Source organism: Pedobacter sp. 10L46_2 (assembly GCF_056395165.1).
Genome location: NZ_JBFTIZ010000041.1, coordinates 16,843 through 42,088 on the forward strand (window position 1 = coordinate 16,843; position 25,246 = coordinate 42,088).

General features: G+C 39.8%; 20 protein-coding genes and 2 pseudogenes. 20 read left to right on the forward strand and 2 right to left on the reverse strand.

What is annotated here, in order from left to right; translation table 11 throughout:
• The first annotated feature begins 5 nt into the window (after window positions 1-5).
• From AC1DDX_RS06770 to AC1DDX_RS06800, 7 genes are all read left to right on the forward strand, one after another.
• Window positions 6-1,088 (forward strand): RagB/SusD family nutrient uptake outer membrane protein, encoded by a 1,083-nt coding sequence (locus AC1DDX_RS06770; RefSeq protein WP_477621886.1) that lies wholly within the window; start codon window positions 6-8, stop codon window positions 1,086-1,088.
• A gap of 20 nt (window positions 1,089-1,108) precedes the next feature.
• Window positions 1,109-1,444 carry a RagB/SusD family nutrient uptake outer membrane protein gene (locus AC1DDX_RS06775; protein WP_477621887.1) on the forward strand — a complete coding sequence of 112 codons (336 nt, stop codon included), beginning with the start codon at window positions 1,109-1,111 and terminating at the stop codon, window positions 1,442-1,444.
• Between the two features lie 129 nt (window positions 1,445-1,573).
• Complete coding sequence (locus AC1DDX_RS06780) at window positions 1,574-2,854, forward strand: glucoamylase family protein (RefSeq protein ID WP_337717898.1); 1,281 nt, start codon at window positions 1,574-1,576, stop codon at window positions 2,852-2,854.
• Window positions 2,855-2,857: 3 nt separating this feature from the next.
• Window positions 2,858-4,606: a family 43 glycosylhydrolase gene (locus AC1DDX_RS06785; RefSeq protein WP_477621888.1), complete on the forward strand. Its 1,749-nt coding sequence runs from the start codon at window positions 2,858-2,860 to the stop codon at window positions 4,604-4,606.
• Between the two features lie 14 nt (window positions 4,607-4,620).
• The gene (locus AC1DDX_RS06790; protein ID WP_288882533.1) at window positions 4,621-5,283 is read left to right on the forward strand and encodes a GDSL-type esterase/lipase family protein; all 663 of its coding nucleotides are present in this window, start codon (window positions 4,621-4,623) and stop codon (window positions 5,281-5,283) included.
• An 8-nt stretch (window positions 5,284-5,291) separates the two neighbouring features.
• Window positions 5,292-7,589, forward strand: a complete 2,298-nt coding sequence (gene bglX / locus AC1DDX_RS06795; protein ID WP_172659375.1) for a beta-glucosidase BglX — start codon at window positions 5,292-5,294, stop codon at window positions 7,587-7,589.
• 229 nt (window positions 7,590-7,818) lie between these two features.
• Window positions 7,819-8,601, forward strand: a complete 783-nt coding sequence (locus tag AC1DDX_RS06800) for a carboxylesterase family protein (protein ID WP_172659374.1) — start codon at window positions 7,819-7,821, stop codon at window positions 8,599-8,601.
• Between the two features lie 21 nt (window positions 8,602-8,622).
• On the opposite strand, the gene AC1DDX_RS06805 is transcribed toward AC1DDX_RS06800, so the two are convergent.
• Both AC1DDX_RS06805 and AC1DDX_RS06810 read right to left on the reverse strand, forming a co-directional pair.
• The gene (locus tag AC1DDX_RS06805; protein WP_172659373.1) at window positions 8,623-9,348 is read right to left on the reverse strand and encodes a YebC/PmpR family DNA-binding transcriptional regulator; all 726 of its coding nucleotides are present in this window, start codon (window positions 9,346-9,348) and stop codon (window positions 8,623-8,625) included.
• A 38-nt stretch (window positions 9,349-9,386) separates the two neighbouring features.
• A complete protein-coding gene (locus AC1DDX_RS06810; protein WP_172659372.1) occupies window positions 9,387-10,331 on the reverse strand; it encodes an NAD-dependent epimerase/dehydratase family protein in 945 nt (314 codons plus the stop codon).
• A 98-nt stretch (window positions 10,332-10,429) separates the two neighbouring features.
• Here AC1DDX_RS06810 and AC1DDX_RS06815 point away from each other — a divergent pair, with 98 nt between their 5' ends.
• The 13 genes and pseudogenes from AC1DDX_RS06815 to AC1DDX_RS06875 all read left to right on the forward strand — a co-directional run bounded on the left by AC1DDX_RS06815 (window position 10,430) and on the right by AC1DDX_RS06875 (window position 25,243).
• Window positions 10,430-11,101: a gluconate 2-dehydrogenase subunit 3 family protein gene (locus AC1DDX_RS06815; protein WP_048903711.1), complete on the forward strand. Its 672-nt coding sequence runs from the start codon at window positions 10,430-10,432 to the stop codon at window positions 11,099-11,101.
• Between the two features lie 18 nt (window positions 11,102-11,119).
• Window positions 11,120-12,823, forward strand: coding sequence for a GMC family oxidoreductase (locus AC1DDX_RS06820; protein ID WP_337717902.1), 1,704 nt, complete (start codon window positions 11,120-11,122; stop codon window positions 12,821-12,823).
• Window positions 12,823-13,983, forward strand: a complete 1,161-nt coding sequence (locus AC1DDX_RS06825; protein WP_172659370.1) for a Gfo/Idh/MocA family protein — start codon at window positions 12,823-12,825, stop codon at window positions 13,981-13,983. Before AC1DDX_RS06820 ends, AC1DDX_RS06825 begins: the two co-directional genes overlap by 1 nt.
• An 8-nt stretch (window positions 13,984-13,991) precedes the next feature.
• Window positions 13,992-15,050, forward strand: a complete 1,059-nt coding sequence (locus tag AC1DDX_RS06830) for a sugar phosphate isomerase/epimerase family protein (RefSeq protein ID WP_288882539.1) — start codon at window positions 13,992-13,994, stop codon at window positions 15,048-15,050.
• A gap of 12 nt (window positions 15,051-15,062) precedes the next feature.
• Complete coding sequence (locus AC1DDX_RS06835; RefSeq protein ID WP_288882541.1) at window positions 15,063-15,548, forward strand: c-type cytochrome; 486 nt, start codon at window positions 15,063-15,065, stop codon at window positions 15,546-15,548.
• Between the two features lie 26 nt (window positions 15,549-15,574).
• Entirely contained in the window at window positions 15,575-17,032 is a 1,458-nt protein-coding gene (locus tag AC1DDX_RS06840) for a Gfo/Idh/MocA family protein (protein ID WP_477621889.1), read from the forward strand.
• Window positions 17,033-17,060: 28 nt separating this feature from the next.
• Window positions 17,061-17,753 carry a 3-keto-disaccharide hydrolase gene (locus AC1DDX_RS06845; RefSeq protein WP_172659366.1) on the forward strand — a complete coding sequence of 231 codons (693 nt, stop codon included), beginning with the start codon at window positions 17,061-17,063 and terminating at the stop codon, window positions 17,751-17,753.
• Between the two features lie 32 nt (window positions 17,754-17,785).
• Window positions 17,786-19,027, forward strand: coding sequence for an MFS transporter (locus AC1DDX_RS06850; RefSeq protein ID WP_048903704.1), 1,242 nt, complete (start codon window positions 17,786-17,788; stop codon window positions 19,025-19,027).
• A gap of 38 nt (window positions 19,028-19,065) precedes the next feature.
• Window positions 19,066-19,947 carry a hydroxypyruvate isomerase family protein gene (locus AC1DDX_RS06855; RefSeq protein WP_172659365.1) on the forward strand — a complete coding sequence of 294 codons (882 nt, stop codon included), beginning with the start codon at window positions 19,066-19,068 and terminating at the stop codon, window positions 19,945-19,947.
• Window positions 19,948-19,957: 10 nt separating this feature from the next.
• The gene (locus tag AC1DDX_RS06860; protein ID WP_172659364.1) at window positions 19,958-20,842 is read left to right on the forward strand and encodes a sugar phosphate isomerase/epimerase family protein; all 885 of its coding nucleotides are present in this window, start codon (window positions 19,958-19,960) and stop codon (window positions 20,840-20,842) included.
• Window positions 20,843-21,024: 182 nt separating this feature from the next.
• Window positions 21,025-21,914 (forward strand): annotated as a pseudogene (locus tag AC1DDX_RS06865) (aspartate-semialdehyde dehydrogenase).
• A gap of 76 nt (window positions 21,915-21,990) precedes the next feature.
• Window positions 21,991-23,260, forward strand: a pseudogene (locus AC1DDX_RS06870) (D-alanyl-D-alanine carboxypeptidase/D-alanyl-D-alanine-endopeptidase).
• 21 nt (window positions 23,261-23,281) lie between these two features.
• A complete protein-coding gene (locus AC1DDX_RS06875) occupies window positions 23,282-25,243 on the forward strand; it encodes a beta-N-acetylhexosaminidase (protein ID WP_337717906.1) in 1,962 nt (653 codons plus the stop codon).
• The last annotated feature ends 3 nt before the right edge of the window (window positions 25,244-25,246 follow it).

The following is a 25,246-nucleotide window of genomic DNA, read 5'->3' on the forward strand; positions in this document are numbered from 1 at the left end:
TGAATATGAAAACACATATAAATATACAGTCCTGCTTCGCAGCGGCAGCTTTAAGTGTAATGCTGTTTACGGCCTCCTGTAAAAAAGAGTTCCTAAATGTTCCGCCACAGGCTCAGCAGCCGGCTATTCAATTCTGGAAAACATCGGAAGATGCCTTAAAAGGGGTAAATGCGATTTATGCACAATTGCGCAGCTGGAACAGCGTGGCATTTAATGCCATTGTTATAGAGAGCACTGGCTCTGATGAAGCTGATAAAGGAAGTACACCTACTGATGCAACGTTTTTTAATCTTTATGATAATTTTACCGTAACCTCTACACAAGGTTCCCTACAGGATTTCTGGACTGGGCAGTATCAAAACATCAATCTATGCAATCAGGTATTAGACAATGTGCCAAACATAGAAATGGACGCTAACTTAAAAGAACGTTATCTGGCCGAAGCCAAATTTATACGGGCATACTCTTATTTCAGACTTGTACGTGCCTATGGAAATGTGGTTTTAAGGCTTCATGTTCCTAAAGACGCTACGGAATACAACATGCCTCAATCCACCAAAGAAGAGGTATATGCTCAAATCGAAAAAGATCTGACAGAAGCGGCTGCAGTTCTGCCAACTACTTACGGGGCAGCCGAGCTTGGCAGAGCAACAAAGGGTGCCGCTTTAGGAATGATGGCCAAAGCAGCAATGTACCAGCAAAAATGGGATCAGGTGTTATCGCTAACCAACCAGGTTATGGGATTAGGCTATGATCTTTTTCCAGATTTTGAAAAAGGATTCAGAACACAAAACGAGAACAACGTTGAATCTCTATTTGAGATCCAATGTGAATTGTTGCCTGGCAACTCTGCAGCATCAAATTCACAATACAGTCAGGTACAGGGTGTTGCCGGTGTTGCCGGGGGCGGATGGGGATTCAATACGCCTTCAGAAGTTTTGGCTAATGCCTTTGAAACCGGCGATCCAAGAAGAGATGCAACCATTATTTTTAAAGGCGAGACTACTCCTCAGGGAGATGTGATTCCTAACACAGTACCAAATGAGAGATATAATCAAAAATCATCCAGCAGAATATTCGTGTGCTGAGATTTGCAGACATACTCTTGATGAACGCAGAAGCCGCCAATGAACTTGGAAACCCAACACTTGCCAAGACATCATTAAATCGTGTAAGAAAACGTGCGCGAGGAACTAATGCGGCGATTCTACCAGACGTGACAACCAGCGATAAGGCAGCATTAAAAGAAGCAATCTGGCACGAACGACAAGTGGAGTTGGCAATGGAAAGTGATCGTTACTTCGACGTAATTCGTCAGGGCCGTGCACTTCAAGTGTTTGGTCCAAAAGGATGGAAAGCTAACAAAAATGAAGTTTGGCCAATTCCTTCAACAGAGATAGACCAAAGTGGTGGTTTATTAAAGCAAAACCCCGGCTATAATTAATTCACTTTTAAAAGGTTGCTCCTGTTAAAGCAGCAACCTTTTTTAGTTAACAAGCACATGATAAAAATCAGTCATTCTTCAATACTCCTAATATTTTCATTAGTTTTTGTTCTATTTACAAATCTTGTAATGGGGCAAAAAAAAAGCAATAAAATAACGGCTGACCTCTCCATTAAAAAAAACCTTACCGACGATCAGCTTCTTGATCTGGTACAAAAACAAACTTTCAGATACTTCTGGGATTTTGGACACCCTGTTAGCGGCATGGCACGCGAACGAAGTAACCGATCTTTTGACTACGGCGATGAGGTAGTTACAACGGGAGGTACCGGCTTTGGTGTTATGGCTATGATAGTAGCCTCAGAGCGTAAATTTATCACTCGTGAACAAGCTGCTGAACGCACAAAAAAAATAGTAGACTTTTTATGGAAGGCCGATATGTTTCATGGTGCTTTCCCTCATTGGTTAAATGGCGAAACCGGAAAAGTAATCCGCTTTAGCCCAAAAGATGATGGTGCAGATATCGTTGAAACTTCTTTATTGTTTCAAGGTTTATTAACTGCCCGTCAGTATTATACTGAAGATAATCCTGTCGAAAACGACATCAGAAATAAAATATTATGGATGTGGGAAGGTATTGAATGGAATTGGTTCACTCAAAATCAAAATGTTCTTTACTGGCACTGGAGTCCAAACAACGGCTGGAGCATGAACCATCAGATTAAAGGATGGAACGAGTGTTTGATTACCTATGTGATGGCAGCATCATCTCCAAAATTCCCTATCAACAAACGCGTTTACGACGATGGTTACGCAAATAACAACACCTACTTCAATGGTCGTAAATTTAATGGCATTACGCTACCATTAGGCTTTGATTACGGAGGCCCGTTATTCTTTTCGCATTACTCATTCATGGGCTTAGATCCACGTGGTTTAAAAGACAACAATGCAGATTATTGGGAACAAAATAAAAATCATACACTTATTAATAGGGCTTATTGTATAGAAAACCCAAAAAAATATAAAGGCTATGGTGCCAACAGCTGGGGCTTAACTGCCAGTGATAGCTGGGGTGGTTATGCTGCCCATTCGCCAAGCGAAGACCTTGGTGTAATTACACCAACTGCAGCTTTATCTGCCTTCCCTTATACCCCAGAATATTCAATGGAAGCGCTAAAACATTTTTATTATGATAAAGGAGACAAACTATGGAGTGAATATGGTTTTGTGGATGCTTTTAGTGAAGAAAAAAACTGGTATGCAAAATCTCACCTTGCTATAGATCAGGGGCCAATCATTGTAATGATTGAAAACTACCGCAGCGGCTTATTGTGGAAATTATTTATGAGCAGCCCTGATGTAAAAAGAGGTCTTAAAACCTTAGGATTCACGAGTCCCAATTTGTAGATGATGACGAAGAATATATATATTTCAATGTTGTTAATGCTTATTGTAAGCATGGGCGCATTTGCTCAAAAAAAACAACTTACTTATTGTAATCCAATTAATCTGGATTACGGCTATACTCCTATTCCTAATTTTGCGGAGCAAGGAAAACACAGGGCTACAGCCGATCCTGTTATTGTAACCTACAAAGGTGATTATTATCTGTTTTCTACCAACCAATGGGGTTATTGGTGGAGCAGCGATATGTATAACTGGAAATTCGTTTCTAAAAACTTCTTAAGACCTGAGCATAAGGTTTACGATGATCTTTGCGCCCCGTCTGTATGGGTGCAGGGAGACACGATGCTTGTTTTCGGCTCTACTTATTCTAAAAATTTCCCGATATGGATGAGCACAGATCCTAAAAACAATGAATGGAAAGAAGCTGTTCATGAATTTGAGATTGGTGGATGGGATCCTGCTCATTTTGTTGATGACGACGGCAAATTGTACATGTACAATGGTAGCAGCAATAGCTACCCGCTATATGGTATTGAGTTAAACCGAAAAACTTTTGATCCCATAGGCACCCGTAAAGAATTACTCCTGTTAAATCCGGAGCGCTATGGATGGCAACGGTTTGGAGAATATTTGGACAACACCTTTTTAGATCCATTTATGGAGGGTGCCTGGGTAACAAAGCACAACAGTAAGTACTACCTTCAATATGGCGCACCAGGCACGGAATTTAGCGGCTATGCCGATGGTGTTGCTGTTGGGCCTACTCCTTTGGGACCATTTGAACACCAGTCTAATCCTTTTTCATGGAAACCAGGTGGCTTTGCCCGTGGTGCAGGCCATGGTGCTACTTATCAGGATAAATGGAAGAACTACTGGCATGTTTCTACAATAGCCATCTCCGTAAAAAACAACTTTGAACGTCGCCTTGGTATTTGGCCAGCCGGATTCGATAATGACGATGTAATGTATATGGATGCTGCCTTCGGCGATTATCCTCATTACTTACCTACTGAAGCCCAGGATCACTTAAAAAGCGGTTTTACCGGATGGATGTTGTTAAATTATAACAAGCCTGTAGCTGTATCATCGACACTTGGATCATACTATGCCAACAATGCTGTTGATGAAAGCATTAAAACTTATTGGAGTGCAAAAACAGGAAATAAAGGCGAATGGATCCAAACTGATCTCGGTGGCGTGTCGACAGTAAATGCAGTACAGATTAACTATGCAGATCAGGATGCCGAGTTCCTTGGCAAACGCCAGGATATTTATCATCAATACAAGCTGTGGTATTCTACAGATGGTGTTAAATGGAAAATCTTAAAGGATAAAGGCACAAATAAAACTGATGTTCCTCATGATTATATTGAGCTTGAACAACCGGTTAAGGCACGATTTATAAAACTGGAAAACATACATATGCCTACAGGTAAGTTCGCTATTAGCGGCCTACGGGTTTTTGGTAATGGCAATCAGTCGACACCAAAAAGCGTCAAAGATTTTGTAGTACTAAGAACCGAAAAAGACAAACGCAGTGCATGGTTAAAATGGGCACCTGTAGAAGATGCTTATGCTTACAACATTTACATAGGCACTGAACCCGACAAGTTGTACAACTGCATTATGGTGTATAATACTAATGAATACTGGTATAAAGGGATGGACAAAAATAAAACTTACTATTTTAGCATAGAAGCAATCAATGAGAGCGGAGTCGCTCCTAAAACAGAGGTTGCCAAAGTTAATTAGAAATTTAAAAAATCATGAAACATCACTTCTATTTCCGTCTGCTTTTTGTATTACTGGTAAGTCTGTCTGTTAACTCACATGCGCAGGAGAAACCTTTCTGGAACGATATCCAGAAATTTAAACATCAGGATAGTGTATCAATGCCTGCCAAAAACAAAGTTGTATTTGTGGGCAGTTCTTCATTCACACGCTGGAATGAACTGGAGACAGTTTTTAAAGATTATCATGCCATTAACCGTGGTTTTGGAGGCTCTACGCTTGAACAGGCGAATGAGTATATCAACGAGCTTGTGTTTGCTTATAAGCCTAAGCAGGTTGTAATTTACAGTGGAGAAAACGACATTGCAACAGGCACAAGTGCAGAGCAAACGTACAACAGATTTGTAACGTTTTATAATAACCTTCGTAAAGGTCTTCCCAAAGCAAACATAGTGTATATCTCTATGAAGCAGAGTCCTTCAAGAATGAAGTTTGCTGATAATGTGACCAAAGCAAACACCATGATAAAAGAGTATATCAGTAAGCAAAAAAATGCAGTTTTTATTGATGTAAACTCCAAAATGCTCGACAGCAACGGTGCTCCAAGACCAGAACTGTTTGTAGAAGATATGCTACATATGAAGCCAGAAGGCTATGCCATCTGGATCAAAGAAATAACACCCTATTTAAAAAAATAACACAAAAAATGAAAATATCTCACTTACTATTCTTGTCTATGTTTTTCTGCATCGGCGCAACATCTGCGCAACAGAAAAAAAAAGTTCCCGCAGCTGATCAAAAGATGAATGCTTTTATCGGCAACCTATTATCTAAAATGACTTTAGATGAAAAGATAGGGCAACTCAATTTGCTAACCGGCGGCGAAGCAACTACAGGATCGGTAGTAAGTACAGATGTTGAAAGTAAGATCAAAAAAGGTCAGGTAGGCGGCATGTTTAGCTTTACAACACCTCAAAAAATCCGTAAGGCACAAGAAATCGCTGTAAACGAAAGCAGACTTAAAATCCCTATCATTTTTGGGCAGGATGTAATCCATGGGTATAAAACCACCTTCCCTATTCCATTGGCCTTATCTTGTACATGGGATATGTCTCTTATCCAGAAAACGGCACGTATAGCAGCGGTTGAAGCTACTGCTGACGGACTTAACTGGACTTTCTCTCCAATGGTTGATATATCAAGAGACCCGAGGTGGGGAAGAATATCTGAAGGATCAGGAGAAGATACTTATTTAGGAAGTCAAATTGCCAAAGCAATGATTAAAGGTTACCAGGGCGATGATCTTTCTAAATACAACACCATGATGGCCTGCGTTAAACACTTTGCGTTATATGGCGCTGCCGAAGCTGGAAGAGACTATAACACTACAGATATGAGTCTGGACAGGATGTATAATGAATACCTGCCTCCTTACAAGGCTGCTATTGATGCCGGTGCCGGAAGTGTAATGACATCTTTTAATGATATTAATGGTGTTCCTGCCACCGCTAACAAATGGTTAATGACAGATTTGCTACGTAAACAATGGGGCTTTAAGGGTTTCGTTGTTACTGACTACACCGCTGTGAACGAACTGATCGATCATGGCCTGGGCGATTTGCAGACAGTCTCTGCCTTATCATTGAATGCCGGAGTTGATATGGATATGGTGGGTGAAGGGTTTCTAACCACCCTAAAAAAATCGGTACAGGAAGGTAAAGTAAAAACACAACAAATTGACAATGCCTGCCGCCTTGTGTTGGAGGCTAAATATAAGCTAGGTTTGTTTGAGGATCCATATCGTTATTGCAATGAAGAACGTGCAAAAACTGAAATACTTAAACCTGAACATTTACAATTTGCGCGTGAAGCGGCAACTCAATCTTTTGTCTTGTTAAAAAACGACAAACAGACATTACCACTCAAAAAAACAGGCACCGTTGCATTGATAGGCCCTTTGGCCAACACTGGATCCAATATGCCGGGCACATGGAGTGTAAATAGTGATTTAGCCAATACATCTTCTCTTCTTGCAGGTATGAAAGCTGCTTTAGGATCAAACGTTAAAGTATTACATAGCTTAGGTTCGAACTTATTGGCGGATGAAGCGTATCAAAAAAGAGCAACTATGTTTGCTCGTGATATTCCAAGAGATAATCGCCCGGAAGAAGAAGTGATCAAAGAAGCAGTAGACATTGCAAAACAGTCGGATGTAGTTATTGCAGCTTTGGGAGAAGGTTCTGAAATGAGTGGTGAAAGCTCAAGCCGTACCAATCTGGAAATCCCTGAAGTTCAAAAACGCTTATTACAGGCCTTACTTAAAACTGGCAAACCAGTTGTTTTAGTTTTGTTTAGTGGTAGGCCATTAGTTTTAAATTGGGAAAACGAGAATGTTCCGGCGATACTTAATGTTTGGTTTGGTGGTACCGAAGCGGCAAAAGCAATTACTGATGTATTATTCGGCGATGTAAATCCATCAGGAAAACTAACCACAACATTCCCACAAAATGTGGGTCAGATACCATTGTATTACAGTCATAAAAATACAGGCCGTCCATTAGAAGATGGCAAATGGTTTTCTAAATTCCGTTCTAATTACATTGATGTAAGCAACGATCCCTTGTATCCATTTGGATACGGATTAAGCTATACAACCTTTGATTATAGTGATATAAAGCTAGACAAGGATAAATTTAAATCCGGCGAAACGATCAATGCGAGTGTTATTGTAAAGAATACCGGATCAAGGGAAGGCAAAGAAGTAGTTCAGCTTTACATCAGAGATCTTGTAGGCAGTTCTACACGTCCTGTTAAAGAATTAAAACACTTTGAAAAAATTGATTTAAAGGCGGGAGAAAGCAAAACAGTTAATTTCAAAATCACTGTTGATGATTTAAAATTCTTCAACTCGGAACTTAAATATGTAGCAGAACCAGGAGATTTTAAAGTGTTCATTGGTACAAATTCAAGAGATGTTAAGACTAATCAGTTTACGCTGCTTTAGCAGATTAAGTTTAGAGTATATAAGGCTGTATCATAACATGATCAGCCTTTTTTATGTAATTGATCGCCATCCTATAGCACGCCTCGTCATCTCGAGCATCGTGAGAGATCCCTTGGTTATGCCAGTTCAAGAGATCTCTCCTATCGTCGAGAGGACGACTGCTTAAAGCAATCGTCATTCCTATATCCCCTCATTTTTAAAAGATTACAATTTTGTTTAGTTTAGTAATATGAACAGGATTAAATTAACGGCTTTTATGGTCTTGCTATTAGGATTAAATGGTATGGCCCAGGACTTCAAGAAATATGATTCAGGGAATTTCATTGAAGGAAAAGACAGCATTTATTACAGGGTTCTGTTTCCCGAAAACTTTGATCCAAATCAAAAATATCCAATACTGTTTTTCTTACATGGAAGTGGAGAAAGAGGAAACGATAATGAGAAACAGCTTACCCATGGAGGCAAGTTGTTTTTAAAAGACAGTGTTCGTAAAAAATTTCCGGCAATAATCGTATTCCCACAATGTAGCAATGATAGTTTCTGGGCAAATGTCGAATTCAAAAATAATGAAGATGGCAAGCGGGAATTTAATTTCCAAACAGGAGGTAAACCCACAAAAGCCATGCATGCACTACTGGGTATGATAGATAATTTTTTGGATAAGCCCTTTGTGGATAAGAAAAAAGTTTACATAGGTGGCTTATCTATGGGAGGAATGGGTACTTATGAATTATTACGACGTAAGCGCAAAACATTTGCAGCTGCTTTTGCTATCTGCGGTGGCGATAACATTGCAAATGTTCAGAAGTATAAAAAGGTTCCACTATGGATTTTTCATGGAGAAAAAGATGATGTAGTGCCTGTAGTGCTTTCTACATCCATTGCTGATCAGCTTCAAGTATTGGGAAAAACTCCGAAAATAACGCTTTATCCCGAAGCCAATCACAACAGCTGGGACTCTGCCTTTGCAGAGCCGGAACTGTTGCCATGGCTATTTTCCAATCAGAAATAATGGGTTTTTATATGGCAGAACTTATTCTGCCATATTGTGATAAACCGCCTGAACGTCGTCGTCCTCTTCAAGCTTATCTATTAGTTTAAATACATCTGCAGCCTGCTCTTCTGTAACTGCGGTAGTTGAAAGAGAAATGCGCTCAAGCTTAGCACTTTTCATTTCAACAGCCAGATCTTCAAGTGCTTTCTGCATTTTACCGAAATCTTCGAAAGCGGTTTGAACTACAGCAATATCGTTCCCTTCTTCATCAGCCTCAAGATATAGTTCTTCCAGTCCTGAATCAATTAATTCAAATTCCAGTTCTTCCAGGTCTTTTTCTCCAGGTAAGAATCTGAATATTGATTTACGATTAAAAATAAAATCAAGAGATCCCGTTTTGCCTAAAGTACCACCTGTTTTATTAAAATAACTACGTACGTTAGCAACAGTTCTGTTTGTATTGTCTGTTGCAGTTTCAATTAAAACAGCAACACCATGCTGTGCATAGCCTTCGTAAACATACTCTTCATACCCATTCTCATCTTTATTTGAAGCACGTTTAATTGCCGCATCAACTCTATCTTTAGGCATGTTTACTGCCTTGGCATTTTGTATAGCTGTACGCAAACGAGAGTTGGTATCAGGACTTGGTCCGCCATCTTTAACGGCCATTACTATCTCTTTACCTATCCTGGTAAATTGTACGGCCATTTTGGCCCAACGTTTAAATTTTCTTTCTTTTCTGAACTCAAATGCTCTTCCCATTTTATTCTCTTTGGTGGTTATTTAGTAGTTAGTAAATACTATTTCTTTAAATTCTTAATCATGTCAAGCGTAAGTTTTGAAAGGTCAAACTCTGGCTTCCATCCCCATTCTTTCACAGCGAAACTGTCGTCAATGGACCTTGGCCAACTATCTGCGATGTTTTGGCGGGGGTCATTTTCGGTGTAAGTTAATGTAAATTCCGGAATATGCTTTCTGATCTCCGCTGCTAAAATCTCCGGAGTAAAGCTTACCCCCGCAAAATTATAACTGGAACGGATAGTAATTTTTGATGCCTCAGCATCCATCAATTCTATAGTACCACGGATGGCATCATCCATATACATCATTGGTAATTCTGTTGCGGCATTTAAAAACGATGCATACGTTCCTTTTTTTAACGCATCATGAAAAATATGGATGGCATAATCTGTAGTTCCTCCACCCGGTGCAGCTTTCCAGCTTATTAGGCCTGGGTAACGGATACTTCGTACATCTAAATTGTACTTTTGGTTATAATATTCACACCAACGTTCACCTGCCAGTTTACTAATTCCATAAACGGTATTGGGATCCATCACACAAAACTGAGGGGTATGATCTTTAGGCGAATTTGGACCAAAAACAGCTATGGAACTTGGCCAGTATACTTTTGCTGTTTTATAAGTAATTGCCAAATCTAAGATATTAAGTAAGCCATTCATGTTAAGGTCCCAGGCAAGCTTAGGATTTTGCTCGCCTGTTGCAGATAATAAGGCAGCCAGTAAATAAACCTGTGTTGGCTGATATTTCTGAAAAATACTGTTTAAAGTATCTTTTTCCAGAACATTTACAAATTCAAAAGGCCCCGAATTCTTGATGTCATAATCGGGCCGGCGAATGTCACACGCAATAACATTTGACTCTCCATACACTTTACGTAAAGCCGTTACCAGCTCTGTGCCTATCTGGCCGTTAGAGCCTAAAACTACTATATTCTCAATCATGACTGATTTGGATTTCCACAAAAATAAATAAATGAACGAACCTATTCAAAAATCTTTAGTGCAACCAACAATACACCAAAACACCTAAAACACCAAATATGGACAGACGAGAAGCAGTGAGGAATATGGCCTTCCTAATGGGAGGAGCTTTATCTGCAACTACGATAGGAGTATTTCTTGATAGTTGTAACTCACCATCTACTAAAACCAATGGCAAATTATTTGATGATAACCAGCTTAAACTGATTACCGAAGTTGCCGACATCATTATCCCTACAACGAGCTCGCCGGGTGCAAAGGCTGCAGGAGTAGGCCCGTTTATAGCCTTAATGGTAAAAGATTGTTATCCCGAGGATGCTCAAAAGGCATTTGTGAAAGGACTTGATGCTCTTGAAGAGCAATCTAAAGACCAGTTTAAAAAATCTTTCCTGGAAATTTCTCCGGCCGAGCGCACACAATTGCTTAGTAAACTCAGAGAAGAGACTATTGCTGCTACCAAAGCTGAACAGGATAAACAAAAAGAGGCAGACGCTCAAAAAACTGACCCTGATAAGGCAAAGTCTCAAACCGAAAATGCCGGCTTCGCATCAATACTACCAAAGGACAAGCCGAAAACAGAACCACGTTTCTTTTCTATCATTAGAGATCTAACCTTACTAGGTTATTTCACCTCTGAGATTGGAGCAACAAAAGCAATGGCTTATGTTGATATCCCTGGCCGCTATGATGGCTGTGTGGATTTGAAACCTGGTCAAAAAGTTTGGGCATAAACCTTTTATAGCATTAAAATGAGCAATTTAAATACGAAAGCGACAGCTAACAATACATATGACGCCATTGTTGTAGGATCTGGAATTAGTGGTGGCTGGGCAGCAAAGGAACTAACAGAAAAGGGCTTAAAAGTTCTATTACTTGAAAGAGGAAGAAACATTGAGCACATAAAAGACTATACTACCGCTACAAAGAAACCATGGGAGTTTGAACACCGTGGAAGAATAACCGAAGCACAAAAAGAAGCGCATCCGGTGCAAAAGAGAGATTATCCATACTCGGAATTCAACGAGAGTTATTGGGTAAATGACCACGATTGCCCGTATACAGAAATTAAACGTTTTGACTGGTACCGCGGATTTCATGTTGGTGGAAAATCACTGATGTGGGGCAGACAGAGTTACCGTTTTAGCGATCTTAACTTTGAAGACAACCTTAAAGATGGGCATGGTGTTGACTGGCCAATCAGATATAAAGATATTGCTCCATGGTATGACTATGTAGAGAAATTTGCAGGTATCAGCGGACAAGTAGAAGGCTGGCCGGCATTACCTGATGGTCAATTCCTACCCCCAATGGAGATGAACTGCGTTGAAAAAGATGTAAAGAAACGTATTGAAGATAAGTGGAAAAAATCGAGAATCATGACAATTGGCCGTACAGCCAATTTAACTGTCCCTCATGGAGGAAGAGGATCTTGCCAATACCGTAATCTTTGCAGCAGAGGTTGTCCGTTTGGAGCTTATTTTAGCACTCAGTCATCTACCCTACCTGCAGCTGTAGCTACAGGAAACCTTACTTTACGTCCTTTTTCATTAGTAAACACCATTATCTATGATAAAGAAACCAAAAAAGCAAAAGGTGTTGTAGTAATAGACTCAGAAACAAAAGAAACTATAGAATATTTTGCAAAGATCGTTTTTGTAAACGGATCAACTTTAGGCTCAACTTTCCTATTGCTTAACTCTACATCTGCTGAGTTCCCTGATGGATTAGGTAATGGCAGTGGACAATTGGGACATAACTTAATGGATCACCACTTCCGTTGTGGTGCATCTGGAAGAGCTGAAGGTTTTGACGACAAATATACTTATGGCCGCAGAGCAAACGGAATCTATATACCTAGATATAGGAACATGGGCAATGATAAACGCGACTACGTAAGAGGTTTCGGCTATCAGGGTGGTGCAAGCAGAGGTAACTGGCATGCTGATGTTGCTGAAATGGCATTTGGTGCTGAATTTAAAGATCAAATGACTACACCAGGTGCATGGAACATGGGATTAGGAGGTTTCGGTGAGTCTCTCCCATATTTCGAAAACCGTGTTTATATAGACAAAAGCAAAAAAGACAAATGGGGTCAACCTGTATTGGCTATTGATTGTGAGTTTAAAGATAATGAACAAAAAATGCGCGTTGACATGATGAATGATGCTGCAGAAATGCTTGAAGCATCAGGAATTAAAGACGTAAAAACTTATGACAACGGATCTGCTCCAGGTATGGCAATACACGAAATGGGAACTGCCCGCATGGGACATGACCCTAAAACTTCGGTATTAAATAAATGGAATCAGATGCATGAAGTAAAAAATGTATTTGTAACAGATGGTTCTTGCATGACTTCAGCTGCATGCCAGAATCCATCATTAACATATATGGCTTTAACAGCAAGAGCTTGTGATTTTGCAGTTAGTGAATTAAAAAAAGGTAACATTTAATGAAGACAAGAAAAATTAGAATGGGCATGGTAGGCGGCGGTAAAGACGCGTTTATCGGTGCAGTTCATCGTATTGCCGCTAACATTGACGGCCAGGTAGAGTTTTGCTGCGGAGCATTGAGTATACACCCCGAAATTGCCAGAGAATCTGGTGAAATGTTATTCCTTCCGGAAGACAGGGTTTATATGAACTTTGAGGAAATGATTGAGAAAGAAAGCAAATTACCTGCTGACAAACGTATCGACTTTGTAACTATTGTTACCCCAAATTTTGCCCACTTTGCTCCTGCAATGATGGCCTTGGATCATGGGTTTAACGTGGTAATTGAAAAACCAATTGCATTATCTCTTGAAGAAGCTAAGTTATTACAGCAAAAAGTACAGGAAACTGGCTTAATTCTATGCTTAACTCATACCTACTCTGGTTATCCAATGGTAAAACAAGCCAGACAAATGGTAAAAGAAGGAAAACTTGGTGCCATTAGAAAAATCATGGTTGAGTATCCTCAGGGATGGCTAAGCACCCTTACCGAAAGAGAAGGAAATGCCCAGGCCGCATGGCGCACTGACCCAACCAAAAGTGGAAAAAGCGGTTGTATGGGAGATATAGGAACACACGCTGCGCAATTAGCAGAGTATATTTCAGGCTTAAAAATCACTAAGCTATGTGCCGATCTGAACGTTGTAGTTCAGGGAAGGGCACTTGATGACGACGGTAACGTACTTTTGAAATTTGACAATGGCGCAAGCGGTGTATTATCAGCATCTCAGGTAGCTGCAGGTGAAGAAAATGCTTTAAAAATTAGAGTATATGGAGAAAAAGGCGGATTAGAGTGGAACCAGCAAGAGCCAAATACGCTTACTTTAAAATGGCTTAATGAACCAGCTCAGATTTACCGCGCAGGACAAGCTTATCTTTCAGATATTGCAAAACACAACTTACGTGTTCCAGGCGGACATCCGGAAGGCTACCTGGAAGCTTTTGCAAACATTTATAGAAATTTTGCACTTACGGTTTCGGCTAAAATCCATGGAACAACTCCTACAGAAGCCATGCTGGATTTCCCAAGGGTTGAAGATGGTGTAAGAGGTATGGCATTTATTGATACAGTAGTAGCTTCAAGTCAGTCTGATCAAAAATGGACAGATTTTAAAATATAAAAAATATCATGACAACACTTAAAGGTCCCGGAGTTTTCCTTGCTCAATTTATTGGTGATGAGGCTCCTTTTAATTCTTTAGATGCTATTTGTGAATGGGCGGCAAGCTTAGGCTTTAAGGGTATCCAGGTACCCACGCTTGACGCAAGGTTTATTGACCTTCAAAAAGCAGCAGAAAGCAAAACTTATGCTGATGAATTAACCGGTAAGGTTAGATCATACGGTTTGGAAATCACGGAATTGTCGACACATTTACAAGGTCAGCTGGTTGCTGTACATCCGGCATATGACCTTGCATTTGATGCCTTTGCTCCTGATCAGTATAAAAACAATCCAAAAGCAAGAACAGAATGGGCAGTACAGCAATTAAAATATGCTGCAAAAGCTTCTCAGAATCTTGGTTTAAATGCACATGCTACATTTAGTGGTTCATTGTTATGGCATATGTTCCATCCGTGGCCTCAACGTCCGGAAGGACTTGTTGATGCAGCTTTTACCGAGCTTGCAAAAAGATGGACTCCAATATTAAATGAGTTTGATACCTGTGGTGTAGATGTATGTTACGAGATACACCCAGGCGAAGACCTCTTTGATGGCATCACTTATGAGATGTTCCTTGAAAAAGTAAACAATCACCCTCGTGCGTGCTTGCTTTACGATCCTTCACACTTTGTTTTACAACAGCTTGATTATATTCAGTATATTGATTTTTATCATGAGCGCATAAAGGCATTCCATGTTAAAGATTCTGAATTTAATGCAACAGGTAAACAAGGAACATTTGGTGGTTACCAAAGCTGGGCGAATCGTGCCGGAAGATATCGTTCTCCTGGTGATGGACAAGTAGATTTCAAAACCATATTCAGTAAGCTTGCGCAATATGATTACAAAGGATGGGCGGTAATGGAATGGGAATGCTGCATTAAGGATGCTGAAGTTGGCGCCAGAGAAGGCGCGGAATTCATTAAAAAGAATATCATTAAAGTAACCACTAAAGCATTCGATGATTTTGCTGCTTCTGGTGGTGACGATGATTTCAATAACAGAATTTTAGGTTTAGATAAATAATACAACACAACAATGAAAAGAACATTATTAGTTTTAGGCTGTTTAGCAATCTTTATGGCCTCATGTGCAAGTCCGGAAGAAAGAGCCGCAGCAAATAAAGCTGCAGATTCAGCTAACACATCAGCATCGACTCCTGCAACTGAAGCTACAACCCCTGCCGCTACTGATACGGCTGCAAAGGAAGCAGCAGCACCTGCACCAGCTGCAACTACACCGGCAGCTCCAGCTGCCACTGCAGAAAAGGGAAAAGGCGAAGCACTTATTTCTAAGTCTGACTGCCTTGCATGTCATAGCAAAACTCAAAAACTTGTTGGACCTGCTTATGTAAATGTGGCTGGTAAATATCCTGCAACTGAAGAGAACATTGACCATCTGGCTGATAAGATCATTGCAGGTGGACAAGGTGTTTGGGGTGCAATTCCAATGACTCCGCACCCAACATTAAGTAAAGACGATGCAAAAGAAATGGTAAAATATATTTTATCACTTAAAAAATAATTCAACCTACCTAACCAAATAGAACCATGGAAGAAACAAAAAAAGATCAGAATGCTACCAACAGACGTAGTTTTCTAAAAACATCAGCTATTGCTGCATCTGCATTTATGATAGTTCCGCGTCACGTTTTGGGCGGAAAAGGATTTTTAGCTCCTAGCGACAGATTAATTGTAGCGGGAATTGGTGCAGGCGGAAAAGGTCAATCTGATATTGCTGAATTTGCAAAAAGTGGAAAAGCCGATATTGGTTTTTTATGCGATGTGCATGATTCAAGAGCTGCGAATAGTGTAAAAGCTTTCCCTAAAGCTAAATATTATAGAGATTGGCGCGAATTGATGGATAAAGAAGCTAAAAATTTTGATGCTGTTTCTGTTTCTACTCCAGATCATAACCATGCCATTATTGCCCTTGCAGCAATGCAATTGGGTAAGCATGTGTATGTGCAAAAACCTTTAACTCATGATATTTATGAGGCAAGAGCTTTAACAGCTGCTGCTAAAAAATATAAAGTGGTTACCCAAATGGGAAATCAGGGTGCTTCAAATGATGGCCCAAGACAAATGAAAGAATGGTATGACGCAGGATTGATTGGAGATGTACACACGGTTTATGCATGGACAGATCGTCCGGTATGGCCTCAAGGTATTCCATGGTCGGCTAACAAAGCTCAGGTGCCATCAGATCTTGATTGGGATCTTTGGTTAGGTACTGCCCCATACAAAGACTATGTAGATAAATTGGTTCCGTTTAACTGGCGTGGCTGGTGGGATTATGGTACTGGTGCTCTTGGAGATATGGGCTGTCACCTACTAGAAGCTCCGTTTAGCGTATTGAATTTAAAATATGCAAGCGAAGTTCAGGCGAGTGTTGGTTCTGTATATGTTGATGAATTCAAAAGAGGATATTTCCCTGATAGTTGTCCTCCATCAAGTCACGTTACATTAAAATTCCCTAAAACAACTAAGACCAAGGGCGATGTTACTGTACACTGGATGGATGGTGGTATCCAACCTGAAAGACCAGAAGAATTACAAGCAAACGAAACCTTTGGAGACGGTGGTAATGGTACCTTATTTATTGGTACAAAAGGTAAAATGATGAGCGAAACTTATAGCGCAAATCCGAAATTACTTCCTTTAACTAAAAACAAAGACATCAAGGTAGCGCAAAAATTTGCCCGCGTACAAGGTGGCGCAGGTGGCCACTACAAACAATGGGTTGAAGCTGCTATTGCCGGTTATGGCAAGCAGGAAGTAAGTTCTCCTTTTGAAATTGCAGGCCCGCTTACAGAAGCCTTGTTAATGGCAAACCTTGCTATACGTGGTGTAGATGTTCAACGTAAAAACAGTGAAGGAAAAATCTCTTATCCTGGCCGTAATATTAAATTACTTTGGGATAACGACCTGATGAAGGTTACTAACCTTGATGATGTGAACCAATATGTGAAACGTGAGTATCRCAAAGGCTGGACTTTGGGCGCATAAAAAATAAAGAACAATTTTAAACCACATAATGAAAAAATACATTTTCTCTGCGCTGATCTTAACAACAATAATGAGCTGCAGTAGTACAAAAAGTCAAAAAGGCACCAAAGGATTCACCAAACTATTTAATGGTGAATCCACTGCCGGATGGCATACATATGGAAAAACAACCGCCGGCAGTAAATGGAAAGTAGAAGATGGAACACTCCACTTTGATCCAAACGGCCAAAATGATGGTGGAGGTGATTTAGTGACAGATAAGGAATACAGCAATTTCCATTTAAAACTGGAATGGAAAGTAGCTCCTAAAGCGAATAGCGGTATAATTTTCTATGTACACGAAGACCCGAAATATGGTGCTACATACAGTACAGGTTTAGAAATGCAGGTGCTGGACAACGATGGTCATCCGGACGGAAAGATAACCAAGCACAGAGCGGGAGATTTGTATGATCTTGTTAAAAGTAACTCTGAACCGGTAAAACCTGTTGGAGAATGGAATACAGCTGAAGTAATCAGTAACAATGGAGCCCTTGAATTAAGATTAAATGGCGTTAAAGTGGTAACTACTACACTCTGGGATGAAAACTGGAAAAATCTTGTTTCAAAAAGCAAGTTTGCTGGCTGGGAAGGATTTGGAACTTTTAAATCAGGCAAAATAGCTCTTCAGGATCATGGAGATGCTGTTTGGTACCGTAACATTATGATTAAAGAACTATAATTTAACTTTTAAAGAATAACGAAAACCCGAATATGAATACGACTAACCGTGTTAAATTATCAATCATGATGTTCCTAGAATTTTTTATCTGGGGATCATGGTTTGTTACCTTAGGTACTTTTCTGGACAAGAACCTTTCTGCTTCTGGCTCAGAAACTGCCGCTGTTTTTTCAACCCAATCATGGGGAGCAATAGTTGCCCCTTTTATTATCGGCTTAATTGCCGATAGATTTTTCAATGCAGAAAAAATCCTTGGTGTTTTACACCTTCTTGGTGCTGCTTTAATGTACCAAATGTATACTGCTGCAGATATATCTGTTTTTTATCCATACGTATTAGGCTATATGATCCTTTATATGCCAACACTTGCATTGGTGAATTCAGTATCCTTTAACCAGATGAAAGATCCGGAGAAAGAGTTCTCTCCTATCAGGATTTGGGGAACTATCGGTTGGATTACAGCTGGACTAATTATCAGTTATGTATTCATTTGGGATTCACCTGAGGCCTTGTCTGCAGGTTTATTGAAAAATACTTTCCTTATGGCTGGTATTGCCTCATTAGGCTTAGGCTTATTTAGTTTCACATTACCTAAAACGCCACCAAAAGTAGCTGCAGGTGAAAAAGTAAAGATCGGTGATATTTTAGGTCTTGACGCTTTGAAACTATTAAAGGATAAAAACTTTGCTATATTCTTTGTTTCTGCTATCCTAATCTGTATCCCTCTGGCATTCTATTACCAAAATGCCCACCCTTTCTTATCTAATATCGGTGTTGAAGGGCCTACCGGTAAAATGGCAATAGGACAAATTTCAGAGGCGCTATTTTTACTATTGATTCCATTCTTTTTCAAAAAATATGGATTCAAAAAAACCATTCTTGTGGGTATGCTGGCATGGTCTGTTAGGTATTTATTATTTGCCTATGGAAATGCAGGAGAGCTTAGCTTTATGATTCTGATTGGCATTGCATTACATGGTATTTGCTATGATTTCTTTTTTGTATCAGGACAGATCTACACCAATTCAAAAGCTGGTGAAAGATATAAAAGTGCTGCTCAGGGATTAATCACGTTAGCAACATATGGTGTTGGTATGCTTATTGGATTTGAAGTTGCAGGATGGATTACAGATACTTACAAAGGTGCCAACGGAGCTGCCGACTGGAAAATGGTGTGGCTAATCCCATCTGGTATTGCATTTGTAGTTTTCTTATTGTTTGCACTAACTTTCAATGACAAGAAGAAAATTGAAGAAGAAGCTATTGCCCATTAATCTATTTGAACCAAATCAAAATTTAGATATTTAAAAAAATGGAATCAGAATTAAGCAGGAGAACTGCACTGAAAAATATCGTTGCCGGAACCGCCGCATTAGGTGTTTCGGCAGCTTTGCCCGCTTTTGCTCTTGACCCATATAAGTCAACTATGTTAAAAGGAAATGTAAATCATTCTGTTTGCCGTTGGTGCTTTGGAAGCGTAGATCTTGATACTTTATGTATTGAGGCAAAAAAAATCGGCATTAAAGCGATAGACCTTGTTGGCCCTAATGATTGGGCTACGTTAAAGAAACATGGCTTATACTCTTCAATGTGTAATGGTGCAGAAATCAGTATCCCGGACGGGTGGAATGATCCTAAATTTCATGCAACACTGATTAAAAACTATTCAGAAATGATTCCGAAGGTTGCCGAAGCGGGCTACAAGCAATTGATCTGCTTCAGCGGAAACCGTAGGGGTAAAGACGATGAGACAGGATTAAAAAACTGTGTTGAAGGCTTAAAACAAATACTTCCAATTGCTGAAAAGCATAATGTAGTAGTGGTTATGGAGCTACTTAACAGTAAAGTTAACCATGGAGATTATCAGTGCGATAATACCCCTTGGGGTGTCGAACTATGTAAAAGGTTAGGCTCTGAAAACTTTAAATTGCTTTATGACATTTACCATATGCAAATTGACGAGGGGAATGTTATCAGTACAATAACAAATAACCACCAATACATTTCTCATTATCACACGGCCGGAGTACCCGGAAGAAATGAGATTGATGATACTCAGGAACTATTTTATCCTGCTATTATTAAAGCTATTGTAGCAACTGGTTTCAAAGGCTATCTTGCCCAGGAATTTATTCCAAAGAGTAAAGACGGTATGAAGTCATTAAGAGAAGCAGTAAATATTTGTGATGTATAATTCAAAAACTATGAATTCTAGAAGAAATTTTATTAAGCAGGCAGGTATTGCCGTTGCAGGTGCAGCGTTATTACCATCTTTTGCCTGCAGCAGCACGCCTGCTGCAGGTGGTGCGCATCCAATTGGGCTACAACTTTATACCTTAAGAGAATTACTACCTAAAGATGTTAAAGGTGTAATAGAAAAGGTAGCAAAAGCCGGTTACAAAGAAGTTGAAACCTATGGTTATACTGCTGATGCAGGATTTTGGGGTTTAGATGCCAAAACATTTAAAGGTTTGCTTGATGCGAATGGATTAAAAGCTCCTAGTGGCCACTTTGGCTTAGATGGCTTTATTAAAAGCGGCAATCTGGACGAAGTTAAACCTTTAATTGAAGGTGCTTTAACTTTAAATATGGAATATCTAACCTGTCCATATCTTGATGAATCATTAAGACCCGATCTTGATGCTTTTAAAAAGGTAGCGGCAAGATTAAATGAAGCAGCAGAACTGTGTGCTAAATCTGGATTACAGCTAGCATACCATAATCACGATTTTGAGTTTAAAAAATACGGAGATACTACCGGATACGACATATTGCTTCAGGAAACCGACAAGAAAAATGTTCAGTTTGAGATGGATTTATACTGGGTTGTAAGATCCGGGAACGATCCACTTGCATTATTTGCGAAACATCCTGGTCGTTTTGTGATGTGGCATGTGAAGGATATGGATAAAGCGAACAATACGATTAATACAGAAGTAGGAAGTGGAAAAATCGACTTTAAGAGCATTTATAAGCACGCCAAGGAATCAGGCCTTAAACACTTAATTGTTGAGCAGGAGAATTTCTCAAAGGATCCTTTTGTAAGCATTAAGCAAAGCTTTGATTACGTAAATCGCGAACTGGTTTAAGAAGATATATCTTAACAACAAAAGGGAAGTGGTTTACAAAAATCACTTCCCTTTTTTGTTTATAAGTACCCTGGTTTGCAGAAACATTTACTTAATGCTGAAATATTTCACATCTTTGGGGACTTATTAAACATAAAACCTTTATAATTAATTAAAAACAAGTAAAAAACAATTAGAAAAAAATGAAAATTGCAGTAGTTGGCGCCACCGGTCTGGTAGGCACCGTAATGTTAAAAGTATTAGAAGAGCGTAACTTCCCGTTAACTGAATTGATCCCTGTAGCATTGCAGGTGGTGGTACCTCATTAACATATGCTCCTCTTTTTGCAGAGGCTGGTACAACAGTAATCGATAATTCGTCGGCATGGCGTATGGATCCTTCAAAAAAACTGATCGTTCCTGAAGTTAATGCAAATGAATTATCTATCGATGATAAGATCATTGCAAACCCTAACTGTTCAACCATACAAATGGTAGTGGCTTTAAAACCACTTCACGATAAATATAGAATCAAACGCGTTGTGGTTTCTACCTACCAGTCTGTTACCGGTACTGGTGTAAAAGCTGTAGAACAACTAATGAATGAGCGTAAAGGTATTACAGACGGCCCTATGGCTTACGCATATCCTATTGATTTAAATGTTATTCCTCAAATTGATGTATTCACTGAAAACGGATATACTAAAGAGGAAATGAAAATGATACTTGAAACACGCAAGATCATGGGCGATGACAGCATCAGGGTTACTGCTACTACAGTACGTATCCCGGTTATGGGGGGGCACTCTGAATCAGTGAACATAGAGTTTGAGAATGATTTTGACCTTGCTGATGTAAGAGATTTGCTTACTAAAACTGAAGGAATCATTGTTGTTGATGATACAGCGAACCTTAAATACCCGATGCCTAAAGATGCTCATGAAAAAGATGAAGTATTTGTAGGAAGGATCAGACGTGATGAATCGTTGCCAAACACATTAAACATGTGGATTGTTGCCGATAACCTGCGTAAAGGTGCTGCTACCAACGCTGTACAGATTGCAGAGTTCCTGGTAAGAAATGAGCTGATATAAAATATCTGTAAAAAACGTTAGTGATGTAGAAATAGCTCGATTGCTATTTTTACATCACTTTTTTTTTAAAATGCCTATGTTAAAGAAATTTTTCCTTTTACTGTTCTTATTGTCTCAAAGTCTTGTTTACGCACAGGCGCCTGTGCAGAAACTGGAACAGGCCTTTAATAATTTACTTGCCGACCCGCAGGCAAAATATGCACTAACCTCTTTATGTGTACTGGATGCAAAAACTGGACAAACGATCTTCGCCAAAAATGAGAATATAGGCGTGGCTACTGCGTCGACATTGAAAACCATCACCTCAGCAACTGCATTTGGATTACTAGGTAAAGATTTTCAATACCAGACAACATTAGCCTACAGCGGCACCATCAATTCAGAAGGGACATTAAAAGGAAACCTGATTATTGTTGGCGGCGGAGACCCTACATTGGGTTGGTTGGATTTGGCAAGATATAGGTAATTACTATGGTGCAGGGGCTTCGGCACTGAGTTGGAGAGAGAACCAATTTGATCTTCATTTAAAGGCAAATAAAGCTGAGCGGACTGTAACAGTATTAAAAGCCGTCCCTGAAATGCCTTACATTAAGTTTGTAAATGAATTGAAGGCGGGCGCTGAGGGCACAGGAGACAGGGTTTATGCCTATTTACCTCCACTTGGCACTACTGCGTATTTAAGAGGAAGCTGGGCTATTGGCATTTCAAAATCGGGAGTTTCGGCAGCACTGCCTGATCCGGCTTTTGATGCGGCATTTAGATTACAAGACACTTTACATCGTATAGGCATAAGCGCTACAGAAACACCTACTACAGCCAGACAGTTGACGGCAGAACAAAAACCAATGCCGGTAGTAACCCAAAAATTAACAACAATAAGCTCCCCTGCTCTTAGCGAAATTGTATACTGGTTCAATAAAAAAAGTGTGAACCTATATGGAGAACACTTATTAAAAACCATTGCCTGGAAATCGGGAAAAGAAGCTACCACACAAAACGGAGCTGCTACTGTAATTAATTACTGGTCCGCAAAAGGCATAGATAGTCGCGCGTTAAACATTTTGGATGGCAGTGGCTTATCGCCTGGCACCCGAGTAACAACCGCAGCAATGGCAAGCGTTCTTTTTCAAAGTCAAAAGGAAAGCTGGTTCCCTGCTTATTACGAATCCCTGCCGGAAAACAATGGCATGAGACTTAAAAGCGGAAGTATTAATGACGTATCAGCCTATGCCGGCTATTACACCGACAAGAACGGCAATAAATATATCATAGTAATTAACATAAACAACTATTCTGGTTCCGGGATCAGCAAAAAACTGTTCCGGGTTTTGGATGCCCTTAAGTAAAATTGATAAATTGCGGCAATTATGAAAAACACCTTTTACCTGCTCTGTTTAAGTCTTTTAAGTATTCCTGCCTTCGGTCAGTATGCTATTCCCAATACCGAAGCTACAACAGAAACTGTTGCTATAGTAAACAATGCACCGGATATTGCAATTATACCAGAACCGGTATCAGTTATAAAAAGTGAGGGGTATTTTTTGCTTCCTTCAAATGTGGTTATACAAGCTCCGGCAGTGGCAGAAATTAAGCAGGTGGTGGCTTTTTTACAAGAAAGACTTTCTATTCCAACAGGAAGTTACGTTGCTGAGGTGAGCACTCCGTCTGCAAAATCAACCATTAACCTCATCCTAAATGAAAAAGCAAATTCGGCGTTAGGTAAAGAGGGGTATCAATTGTCGGTAACACCTAATCATATTACCATTAAAGCAAACAAACCAGCAGGCTTATTTTATGGTGTTCAGAGTCTTATCCAGTTGTTTCCTAAAGAAATTGAAAGTAAAGAAGCTGTTGAAAATATAGAATGGAAAGCTCCTTGTGTAGAAATAATAGATTATCCACGAGTGGGGTGGAGAGGATTAATGTTTGATGTCGCACGTCATTTTTTCACCAAAGCAGAAGTGAAACAATACATAGATGCAATGGTAAGATACAAATACAATATCCTGCATCTACATCTAACTGATGATGAGGGATGGAGAATAGAAATAAAAGGTTTGCCAAAATTAACTGAAGTAGGTGCATGGAATGTTAAAAAGATAGGTGAATTCGGAAACTTCTTCCCTCCTGCCGCTGATGAGCCCCGAAACTATGGAGGTTTTTACACCCAGGATGACATAAGAGATCTGGTGCAATATGCTAAAGAAAGATTTGTAGATATACTACCAGAAATAGATGTTCCCGGTCATAGTTTAGCTGCGATTGCTTCGTATCCCGAATTATCATGTACCCCTGGTGCCGAGAACTACCGTGTACGTTCTGGTGAACGAATTATGGATTGGTCGAGAGGCGCCCCTCCTATTGCTCTAGTAGACAACACGCTTTGTCCTGCCAATGAAAAAGTGTACACTTTTTTAGATACTGTAATTACACAGGTAGCCCAATTATTCCCATTCGAATACATTCATATGGGTGGTGATGAGGCTCCGTTTAACTTTTGGGAAAAGAGTGATAGCATTAAAGCCCTAATGAAAAAGGAAGGCTTAAAAAATATGCATCAGGTTCAGGGCTATTTTGAAAAGCGGGCACAAAAGATCGTTGAATCAAAAGGTAAGAAATTTATGGGTTGGGATGAGATTCTGGATGGAGATATGCCACCAAACACTAGCGTGATGAGCTGGCGGGGTATGAAATACGGGATTGAAGCAGCCAAAAGAAAACACGAAGTAGTGATGAGTCCAACTACTTATGCTTACCTAGATTATATGCAGGCTGACCCCATTACAGAACCCAAGGTATATGCCTCATTAAGACTAAGTAAATCATATGAGTTCGATCCTATCCCGGCTGGTGTTGACAAAAAATACATTAAAGGCGGACAGGCCAACTTATGGACTGAACAAGTTTACAATATCCGCCAGGCAGAATATATGACCTGGCCAAGAGGGCTGGCCATAGCGGAGTCCGTATGGTCGCCTATTGAAAAGAAAAACTGGAACAATTTCTTTAATCGGGTTGAGCAGCATTTTAAAAGGCTCGACGTAGCTGAAACAAAATATGCCCCAAGTGTTTATGACCCTATATTTAGTGTAAGCAGATCGGCAGATAAGCAGCTTATGATCGAATTGAGTACAGAGGTACCTGGGCTTGATATTTATTACAGTTTCGATAATTCATTTCCCGATCGTTTTTACCCTAAGTACACAGAAAAGTTAGCACCGCCAAAAGACGCTACTACACTTAAAGTGATTACTTACAAAGGAAAACAACCAGTAGGCAGAATGTTGTCTATGCCTGTAGACGAGTTAAGCAGAAGATCTAGAAAATAAGAC